The organism is Cytophagales bacterium, from assembly GCA_019456305.1.
Taxonomy (GTDB): domain Bacteria; phylum Bacteroidota; class Bacteroidia; order Cytophagales; family VRUD01; genus VRUD01.
Genome location: VRUD01000117.1, coordinates 1 through 9,241, shown reverse-complemented (window position 1 = coordinate 9,241; position 9,241 = coordinate 1). Strand labels below are relative to the sequence as shown.

General features: G+C 39.5%; 13 protein-coding genes. 1 reads left to right on the top strand and 12 read right to left on the bottom strand.

All coding sequences use genetic code 11. The features are described from left to right. Nucleotides 1-129 precede the first annotated feature (129 nt). Nucleotides 130-810: a metal-dependent hydrolase gene (locus FVQ77_16640; protein MBW8051929.1), complete on the bottom strand. Its 681-nt coding sequence runs from the start codon at nt 808-810 to the stop codon at nt 130-132. A 59-nt stretch (nt 811-869) separates the two neighbouring features. Beyond that, nucleotides 870-1,121, bottom strand: coding sequence for a DUF2442 domain-containing protein (locus FVQ77_16635; GenBank protein ID MBW8051928.1), 252 nt, complete (start codon nt 1,119-1,121; stop codon nt 870-872). A gap of 114 nt (nt 1,122-1,235) precedes the next feature. Between FVQ77_16635 and FVQ77_16630 the strand changes: the two genes are divergently transcribed. Beyond that, nucleotides 1,236-2,981, top strand: coding sequence for an ABC transporter substrate-binding protein (locus FVQ77_16630; GenBank protein ID MBW8051927.1), 1,746 nt, complete (start codon nt 1,236-1,238; stop codon nt 2,979-2,981). Between the two features lie 105 nt (nt 2,982-3,086). On the opposite strand, the gene FVQ77_16625 is transcribed toward FVQ77_16630, so the two are convergent. The 10 genes from FVQ77_16625 to FVQ77_16580 form a co-directional block, all read right to left on the bottom strand. Further along, complete coding sequence (locus FVQ77_16625) at nt 3,087-5,807, bottom strand: T9SS type A sorting domain-containing protein (protein MBW8051926.1); 2,721 nt, start codon at nt 5,805-5,807, stop codon at nt 3,087-3,089. A 16-nt stretch (nt 5,808-5,823) separates the two neighbouring features. Beyond that, the gene (locus FVQ77_16620) at nt 5,824-6,078 is read right to left on the bottom strand and encodes a CopG family transcriptional regulator (protein MBW8051925.1); all 255 of its coding nucleotides are present in this window, start codon (nt 6,076-6,078) and stop codon (nt 5,824-5,826) included. Continuing rightward, entirely contained in the window at nt 6,056-6,328 is a 273-nt protein-coding gene (locus tag FVQ77_16615) for a BrnT family toxin (protein ID MBW8051924.1), read from the bottom strand. The genes FVQ77_16620 and FVQ77_16615 overlap by 23 nt, the downstream gene beginning before the upstream one ends. A gap of 106 nt (nt 6,329-6,434) precedes the next feature. Further along, nucleotides 6,435-6,650, bottom strand: a complete 216-nt coding sequence (locus tag FVQ77_16610; GenBank protein ID MBW8051923.1) for a DUF2283 domain-containing protein — start codon at nt 6,648-6,650, stop codon at nt 6,435-6,437. An 80-nt stretch (nt 6,651-6,730) separates the two neighbouring features. Next, a complete protein-coding gene (locus tag FVQ77_16605; GenBank protein ID MBW8051922.1) occupies nt 6,731-6,946 on the bottom strand; it encodes a DUF2283 domain-containing protein in 216 nt (71 codons plus the stop codon). After that, nucleotides 6,943-7,212, bottom strand: coding sequence for a DUF4258 domain-containing protein (locus FVQ77_16600; GenBank protein MBW8051921.1), 270 nt, complete (start codon nt 7,210-7,212; stop codon nt 6,943-6,945). Before FVQ77_16600 ends, FVQ77_16605 begins: the two co-directional genes overlap by 4 nt. 95 nt (nt 7,213-7,307) lie before the next feature. Continuing rightward, complete coding sequence (locus FVQ77_16595) at nt 7,308-7,514, bottom strand: hypothetical protein (protein ID MBW8051920.1); 207 nt, start codon at nt 7,512-7,514, stop codon at nt 7,308-7,310. A gap of 131 nt (nt 7,515-7,645) precedes the next feature. Further along, nucleotides 7,646-7,876, bottom strand: coding sequence for a DUF433 domain-containing protein (locus FVQ77_16590; GenBank protein MBW8051919.1), 231 nt, complete (start codon nt 7,874-7,876; stop codon nt 7,646-7,648). A 257-nt stretch (nt 7,877-8,133) separates the two neighbouring features. Further along, complete coding sequence (locus FVQ77_16585; protein ID MBW8051918.1) at nt 8,134-8,457, bottom strand: hypothetical protein; 324 nt, start codon at nt 8,455-8,457, stop codon at nt 8,134-8,136. A 98-nt stretch (nt 8,458-8,555) separates the two neighbouring features. Further along, nucleotides 8,556-9,241, bottom strand: a 686-nt coding sequence (locus tag FVQ77_16580) for a hypothetical protein (protein MBW8051917.1), incomplete at its 5' end; no start/stop codon positions are given.

Below are 9,241 nucleotides of genomic sequence, written 5' to 3'. Positions count from 1 at the left end.
CAGGTAATGGCACTTTTGTATATCGCCTATTTAGTTGCTCTTTAAATATTCTTAACCAATAATTTGATTCTCTCATTTCTTTTAACGAAATTTTTACTTTTTTTTTACTTTTTACTTTTTACTTTTTACTTAAATTTCCCGGCTCTCCCCAATATCCATCAAAATCAATTCCTTATCATTTCTTTTTGCTGTCGTAATAGCTTCAAGGTGGTCAATTTCAATGTAGGGAAAAGTATCGTAGTGCATGCCGATGATCTTTTTGGTATTTGCGAATGTGGCAGCGACTATTGCATCATTAATATCCATAGTGAAATTGTCACCGATCGGGAGCATGACAAAGTCCAGCTTATTTTGATCGCCTATCATTTTCATATCATAATGTAATGCTGTGTCACCGGCAAAATAAAATATCTTGCCGCCTGTTTCAATGACAAATCCAGCCGGGTTGCCGCCATAGCTTCCATCGGGAAAGCTGGAAGAATGGACAGCGTTAACCATTTTCACGGTACCGAAGTCAAAATGTTTCTTGCCCCCGTGGTTCATCGGATGTGTTTTTTCAATGCCTTTGTTGTTGTACCAGGTGGTTATTTCAAAATTTGATACAATTGTTGCACTTGTTCTTTTGGCGATTTGCTCCGCATCCGCAATATGATCCTCATGCGCATGCGACAAAAGTATAAAATCTGCTTCGACCTTATTCACATCAATTTTTGATGCCAACGGGTTAGGACTGATAAAAGGATCGAACAAAATTTTATGATCAGCTATTTTTACAAGGAAACATGAATGTCCGTAGTATGTGATTTCCATAATTTTCTTCTTTTTTACATTTTATTATTTACTAAAGTAAAAAGTAAATTGATCAATTTCTATTTATTAACTAATTCTTCATCCCCAACGTGGTCCTTTAAAAAATCCGGACAAAAATCATATCCATTTGGCCAAGTCAATCCGCCACCGCTTTCTATTTTTACTTTTTTAAAATATTCAGAATTTAAAATTTCACGGGTAAATCCTTTACCTATGAAAGGGCGAAAGTTAACCGTTTTTGTAACTCCATCTTTAAATTTCAACCAGATTTTATAATTATCTAACACTTTTATTTTTATTATCTCATTCATTGTAAAATACTGAGGATAATTAGTGTAGTTTTCATTATTTATGATTTTTTTTGTGCAAATATATGATTTTATTTGGAGAAAAAAAATATCATGAAAAGTCTATTTACAAATTTCATTCTCCCTATTTTAATTCTCAGTAGTTGCGTAAGCAGCAGCGAAAAAGACAAGCACCTAAAAATATTCAGATACAACCAGGCAGAAGGATTGAGCTCTTTGGATCCTGCTTTTGCAAGAAACCAGGCAAATATCTGGGCTGTGAACCAATTGTATAACGGGCTGGTTGAATTGAACCTGAAACTTGAGATCGTCCCCTGTATTGCCAGATCATGGCAAATATCTGAAGATGGACTTTACTATACTTTTTTTTTAAGAGATGATGTATATTTTCATGATAGCGAAGTTTTTAGTGGGAGCCCGGCTGGGAGTCCGTCTTCCATTAAAGGCAGAAATGTTACGGCAAAAGATTTTGTTTACAGTTTTAAGAGGATCATTGATCCGGTTACCGCAAGTACTGGCGCATGGATTTTTAATGATAAGGTGCTAAGAAATGAATCCGGGGAAATTGAAGATACCTGTTTTAAAGCCACAGATAATTATACTTTAAAGATATATTTGCAAAATCCTTTCCCGCCTTTTCTGGAAATATTAGCCATGCCTTATGCATACGTAGTGCCAAAAGAGGCTATTGACCGGTACGGTAAAGATTTCCGTACAAACCCTGTTGGCAGCGGTCCTTTTATTTTTAATACCTGGGACGAAGGCACCACCATGGCGTTTTTAAAAAATCAATATTACTGGAGAAAAGTGCTTAAAACCCAAAACTCAAAACTCAAAACCCGAAACCCGAAATCTCACCCTACGGGTGACCAGCCGAAGGCCGGCAACATCCAATTACCCTATCTCGATGCAGTCCAGGTTTCTTTTATCAGAGACAATACCCAGGCGTTTTTTACTTTTCAGCAGCAGAAGCTTGATTTTCTGTCCTGGTCAGAAGATTTTCCCAAAGACCTGATCCTTAACGCGGATGGTTCGGTTCAGGAAGAATTTGCTGATAAGTTCAGGTTTCAAAAAGCCCCTTATCTGCATACGCAATATCTTGGATTTCAGTTGGATGAAAAGTTTTATCCCGATAAAATCGGGACAGGTGGCGAGGGACGGAAACATCCCCTGCTGGATAAAAGGGTAAGACAAGCATTGAGCTATGCTATCAACCGCAAAGAATTGATCACTTATTTACGTTACAATATTGGCATTTCCGGCACTTCAGGCATCGTACCGGCTGCACTTCCGTCTTTTGACGCGGATAAAGTAAAGGGTTATGATTACATGCCTGACCTGGCACAGCAGCTTTTAAAGCAAGCAGGCTACCCTCAAGGGCAAGGTTTTGAGCTAAAGCTTTATACAAATGCACCCTACATGCTAATCGCAGAATATTTGCAAAAACAATGGGCAGGTATTGGAGTGAAGGTGAGCATTGATGTAAACCCGTTTGCCACGCACCAGGAGATGGTAGATAACGGGAGGATAAAATTTTTCAGGGCATCCTGGCTGGGCGACTATCCTGATGCTGAGAATTATCTGGCTATGTTTTACAGCAAAAATTTTGCACCGGCAGGACCAAATAAAACTCATTTTAAGAATGAACAGTTCGATAAACTGTATGAACAAGCCCAGCTTGAAAATGATACAAAAAAACGCTATGAATTGTATCAGCAGATGGACCAAATAGTGATGGACGAGGCACCGGTGATCGTGCTATATTATGATGAAGTGGTTAGGCTGACCCAGAATTATGTGTCAGGTCTGGAAGTGGATGCAATGAATATGCTGAAATTAGAGCGTGTGGATTTTGTGAAATGATATTGGGTGCTGGACGTTGGATAAAAGTAAAAAGTAAAAAGTAAAAAGTAAAAAGTTTGGGTACTGGATACTGTATGCTTGTGGGTACTATCTGCGCTATGCGATTTAATACTCAATCAATTTTTTAATGTAAAAACTATCATTAATACTTAGTTTTAATATATAAATTCCCGTGGAATATCCCAATTCTGCTGCACTGAAGCTATATTTATATTTCCCGCTATTTTGCATTTCATTGACCAACACCTGTATTTTATCACCAAGTAGATTAAAAACCTCTAATTTCACATTTACCCCGTTGGCTCTGTTTTTTATCCAACCGTGGTCAGCATTTTCATTTATCAAATAGGTAATTTCTGTTTTACCGGTATATGGATTTGGGTAAACCCGAAACTCGAAATTTGTAGCTTGTAACTGGCTTATACCGCTTGGTAAAAGCCGGTTGGAAACGTTTGACCTGGCAGAATTGTAGACTAGTACCTTAGCCGTGCTTGGATTACCTGCCTGCACAAAAGTTTTGGTAGGCTGGCAGCCAGCAGGATCAGGGTACTTTATTTCAATCTGGTACCAGAGGTTTTGCGGAGGCGGTGATGGATCTGTAAATGATGTAAGAGTGATCGGTAAAGAATCCAGCACTTCCCATCCAGCAGATGTTGTGTATCTGTAAACATAATAAGTAAAATAGCTGAAGCCCTGGTAATCATCCCAGATCAGGTTAATTAAGTTGTTGATGCCTTCATTGATGTTGAGGTGCATTGTTTTATGAACATCGCTCAATTCCGATTCATTGTCACAGGAGTCTGTGATTGATATTTTGTACCTATAGGCTCTTTGTATAGGATTGGATACACTGTCAATAAAAGTGCTCAGCGCATTGGCTGGTACCGTTCCTGCAAGAAAATAGGCATCGGGTATGGAACCTTCCCTGTAAATATTGTACGCTTTGATCCTCGGTGTTTGAGGCTTTTCCCAGACGATCAGGTTTTTGCCCGTAGCGCTGTCAACCGTCACAACGCAAATCGGAACCGATACGGGGTTTGACCCTGCAATTGTTATGTTTGTCGTGGCAATACATCCTATACTGTCCGTAATAGTGAGGTTATATGGGCCTCCCTGTACATTAATGAGATCCTCTGTAACGGATCCATCAGACCAGTTATATTGATATGGCGTTGCGCCGCCTGTTACTGTTATGTAAATATATCCCCCGGTAGTATCATCGCAGCTAATATCGGCAGTGGAATCAACAGTTATCACAGGACCACCGATATTGCTTATGGATACGGTTACAGAATCCTGGCAATTTTTCGAATCAGTAATTGACAAAAAATAATTTCCTGCCGTTAAGCCTGTTTCATTTGAATCTATACCTCCTGAAGACCACGAGTAGCTGTAAGGGAAGGTACCTCCACTCACACTCACTGTTGCACTGCCATCTGACAGACTGCAATTTGCATCATTAGCGGATATGGACATATTGAGCGGGTCAGGCTGGCTTACAAGGATGCTTGCATTGGAAATACAACCTGCCGCATCGTTGACAGTGAGCTCATAAGGGCCTGCCACTAATCCGGAGATATTTTGGGTTGTATCACCATTTGACCATAAGAAAGTGTAGGGTTGTGTGCCTCCGCTGATAAAGGTAGTGATGGCTCCATCCGAACCTCCATAACATGATACATTTATAACATTATCAAGCAAGTCAGGTCCTCCTGAATCACTAACCGCGGCAGCTATAAAATTGGAGCAGCCATTCGCATCAATCACAGTTGCAATATAAACACCCGCAGAAAGGGTGTCAGCAGTGGCAAGTGAATCACCATTTGACCATGTATAGGCAAAAGGCGATGTTCCGCCAGTTACAGAAACCGTGGCGCTTCCGTCAGCTATTCCGCAGGTGGCGTTTGTTGTTGTTACACTAAGCAATAGTTCCGTCAAAGCATTTACAGTGGCGCTTGCTGTATCTGTGCAGCCAGCTGCATCGGTAACCACAACGCTGTAATTTCCCACACAAAGATTGTTGGCGATATTGTTGGTTTGCCCCGCAGGATCATCCCAGAGATAATTAAACGGACTTGCACCGGTAGTTGGTGTTACTGTTGCAATGCCGTCACATACTGAGCTGCATGATGCATTTAAAGCGGAAGTTATCAGGGTAAGTGTTAATGAATCCGTTATGATAACACTTCCAGATGTTGTACAGCCATTGGAATCACTCACTGTTACTGAATACGTACCGGCACATAAATTTGTGATCGTTGGCGTTATCGGGCCAACAGGGTCATTCCAAAGGGTTGCATAGGTGGGAGTACCTCCGGTGACAATTACTGTGGCCTGCCCATCGCAAACTCCGCCACACAATGCCTGCGTAGTGGTAAAAGACACGGAGAGCGAGTCGGGTTGGTTGATGGTGATAGAGTCGGTGGCAGCGCAGCCGTTTGAATCGGTTACTATTACCATATAAACACCTGCGGATAAGCTGTCAGCGGTTGAGTCAGCGCTGACTAAGGGCGACCATGCGAATGTATAGGGTGGAGCGCCACTTGAAATGGTTACGGCCGCTGTACCGTCACTGGCGCTGAAGCAGGATACATCTGTACCTGAAAAAATGGCATTTAGCTCACACGGAACGCCCGGCTGATGAAACCCCTGCGATAAGGCGCTGTTGGCGCCTGTTAAGGTTTTGATAATTGGTTCTCCGATTGTGCTGTTCAGTGACGCTTTGGAACCATAGAGGTGCTTACCTGCTGTAGAAAGAACCTTTTGGGCGGTTGATCCGTTAGAAATTAAAATAATGCTGGTTATAAGAATGATATATTTTTTCATAAATAATTAATTTGAATTAAAGAGTTCTTTCTTTCTTGATCCTTTCATAAAGCCAAATTTTTATTAATGCATCCGGATCAATACCAATTTGTTTCCCTATTTTATCAATTTCTTTAACAAGTGATTGAGCAATATCCATTGTAATGCGTACTTTTTTACCATGATGAATAACTATGGCACGTGAAATATCTATAAGATCATGAATATCATCACCACGATCAAAGCGAGTATCAAATTCTGTAATACTATTAGCTTGTTTGGCCTTTTTCATATAACTTGACTTCCTTTTTTCTTGAACGTCTCACTGAAATAATTCTTATCACATTGCCCCGTGTAGTATATATTGCAGTCCATAGCTTATTATTAAACTTGCCTATAATAATATTACGTTCTTCAATAGGATATGGAGCATGAATTTCAATACGCTTCTTATCATCCCACATCCCTTTAGCTGCCGTAAAATCAATTCCATGTTTTATCTTGTTTTTATCACTCTTTGCACGATCCCAGTCAAATTTCATTTATTTACATTATTTCCCCCCGCTATTTCAAGCGTCCACGCTTGAAACTACCTGACGTAACACAGGCCGCCCTTCAAGCGTGGACGCTTGAAGGAGCAGCGTCAGATCAAGCACTTCCGGAACTTATACTCTTTACGTCAAGCGCCTGCTCTAACCAATTTACAAGATACCTTTTTGCATGTAGAATTTCAACTTCCACCGGATGATCATTTTTATCATAATGGATGATGATGCCATCTCCAATATCATCACCATAATGGGGTTTTGCATCATGTAGTTTTATTAATAATGCATCCGCATCTTTACTATATGTAGTTTTCATTTTTGTTTATAATATTTTTTCTTTTTTGCGGGGTAAACAGTAATAACTATTATAAAAAGATTTTACCGGCTTTTCCCTGCTTACTTCTTAATATTTTCTGTCAAAGACAGCTCAACATGCATTTCCCTTTTACCACCAAATAGTTTTGCAGCATCAAGAAATTCTATCCCCAAGGGTTGGCCCTTAGCATCATAATCTATTATGACACCTTGTGCAACCTCATCGCTCTCATCAATATTTCCTTTTCTTAAATAAATATAAAGAGCATCTGCCTGTGGATCATAGTTTATTTTCATAATTCTTCCCTCCAGTATTTTTTGATTTTTGATGTACGATAAACAGAACGTATAATTATCCTTTTAGGTTCTTCCTTAATAAAAATTCGTAGTAAATATTGCTTATCTTTTTTCTTATCGTTATATATTTTATGGATAATTTTGAGTTTATCTTCTTTAATAATTTGATCAGGGTTTTCTATTGCTTGTTTTATCAATTCAAAAGTAATTTTACGTTCTTTAATTCGCTGCTTAGCGTGCTCCCACCAGGTTAATTCTTTCACTATTCGTTTTCATTAATCCAGGTAATCTTTCATTTGTAGTATATTACAGAAGACATGCCATTTCTTGAAGAAATGGCATGTCTGGTTATCTGTGTTAATCAAGGATAAATATCAAAGCCCTCGTTATTTACTATAATCAGCCTTTTAATATTGAATTCATTACCAAATTTATCCATAACATCTCTCATATATGTTGTTAAATTTTCTGTATTAGAATCATCGAGATTAAATTGAATAAGTTCAAAAGTTATATTCTCATCCAGAAGAAAGAAAGTTTTCATAATGGTACTTGTCTGAAATCGCACATTATTGCAGCATATTTTAATGATGCTTTAATACTTTGCTTGTTTAGGCAGTGCGCAGAAATAAGTTGGTAGAGATGGCGTAGTAATTTTGTTCTTTTTCAAGGCACAAAATCCTTGAATAGCACAGCTATTCAAGGATTTTGTAACGAAGAAAAAGGACAAAAGAACAAGCCAGAATGCCAAGTTATTTCTGCGCACTGCCTTAATGACGGATATTCTTTTAATATTTGTTCTTCCGTCATTCCATCAGCTAACATTGAAACAACCAATGAGACGTGTATCCTTGTCCCATTCACGCATGGTTTGCCATGCATTATTTTAGGATTGGATGAAATATATTTATAAACTTCGTTCTTTTTCATAATGCACTTCTTTTTCGATTATAGCCTTTATTTTCATAAATTGTTTGTATTTCTAAAAAAATTCCGACCCGATTCGCGGGTAAATAGTCTAGTCCTCTACGCATCGCACGCTAAAGCCGTACGCCTTATTGTTGGTATTCCGGTTGACCTGCGTGATTGTGTACTTCAAGTACCGGTACCACGCATTCGAACCACTCCCGGTAGATGACCACAAGTACGAGTAGTTACTGCGATTGTAGAACTACAAGAATAATTTTTTAAATGAATCTGAAATCTACTAATGTATTATTAAAGTTAATGATTAATCCATTGTTACAATTATAATGTTTAACAAACTCTTTTTGTTGTTCAACTCTGAAATCATTATATCTTAAAGCATCTGTCAAAATGTTTTCAAAAACATCTTCATTCCAATTTCCTACCACATTATTAAATAGAGTAAATACAATACCCCTGATTTTATAACAGACCCCTAACCCCCTTACAAACAAGCAGCAGTAGGCAGCGGCAGTTGGCAGTCCTGCCTCCTGCTGCTGCCGCTGCCAACTCTTATTAAGGGAGACTGTTTTAGGATATATCATTATAACGCAAAGTTATAAAACCAAAAACATTTTACAACAGAACCTATTCTTTTAAAAAATTATTCTTGTAGTTACAAATTGTCAAATTGACAAATAGTCTAGTCCTCTACGCAACGCACGCTAAAGCCGTTGGCCTTATTAGAGTTACCGCGGGTCACCTTAGCGTTATTATAGGACAGGACGCGGATCAAGGCATCCGTGCCACTGTACTCGGTAGCGCTCAACCAGAAGCCGCTGCCACCAACACTGCCGAACGCGCCAGCCCCGGAGGAGCCACCCGGAAGGGCCGTGAAACCGCTACTGTTGGTGGCGCCTGTGTTGGTAGGTGTCCAGTTGGTGGTGCCGGTTTGTTTCAGGTTGCTGCCTTCGTTTGTACCAAGCCATACTCCGGTTGTAGTTATATCGTAAGGGAAAGCGCCCGGGTTGTTGCCAACATTTTTTTCTAATAAGGTCCATTCGTAATGTGAGGGTACGTGCCAGCCGGTAGGGCAGATGCCTTGTACAGGTGGTGAACACTTCACATTGTTATCAGGTGGCGGGGCTGTTCCATTGCAACTGAATGAACCGTCCATCATTTCATCCCACTCGTATAAGCCGCCAAAAGTGGTGCAATTGGCAGTATTATCTCCATAGCAATATTTTTGTGTACCTGCTCCTGCTTGTCCTGTTGCAATGGGTACATAAGTGCCTACATTCAGGTTTTCAGCCATCCAGCATTGACTGCCGATTTTTACTATATCGTACCAATTTCCATCTGCATCCTGGACAGAATCTCCACAAACAA

What these genes read in the sequence shown, in the direction of transcription:
- FVQ77_16635 (MBW8051928.1), bottom strand. Translation starts at nt 1,121, where the DNA reads ATGAATGAGATAATAAAAATAAAAGTGTTAGATAATTATAAAATCTGG.
- FVQ77_16640 (MBW8051929.1), bottom strand. Translation starts at nt 810, where the DNA reads ATGGAAATCACATACTACGGACATTCATGTTTCCTTGTAAAAATAGCT.
- FVQ77_16625 (MBW8051926.1), bottom strand. Translation starts at nt 5,807, where the DNA reads ATGAAAAAATATATCATTCTTATAACCAGCATTATTTTAATTTCTAAC.
- FVQ77_16620 (MBW8051925.1), bottom strand. Translation starts at nt 6,078, where the DNA reads ATGAAAAAGGCCAAACAAGCTAATAGTATTACAGAATTTGATACTCGC.
- FVQ77_16590 (MBW8051919.1), bottom strand. Translation starts at nt 7,876, where the DNA reads ATGAAAAAGAACGAAGTTTATAAATATATTTCATCCAATCCTAAAATA.
- FVQ77_16605 (MBW8051922.1), bottom strand. Translation starts at nt 6,946, where the DNA reads ATGAAAATAAACTATGATCCACAGGCAGATGCTCTTTATATTTATTTA.
- FVQ77_16610 (MBW8051923.1), bottom strand. Translation starts at nt 6,650, where the DNA reads ATGAAAACTACATATAGTAAAGATGCGGATGCATTATTAATAAAACTA.
- FVQ77_16615 (MBW8051924.1), bottom strand. Translation starts at nt 6,328, where the DNA reads ATGAAATTTGACTGGGATCGTGCAAAGAGTGATAAAAACAAGATAAAA.
- FVQ77_16585 (MBW8051918.1), bottom strand. Translation starts at nt 8,457, where the DNA reads ATGATATATCCTAAAACAGTCTCCCTTAATAAGAGTTGGCAGCGGCAG.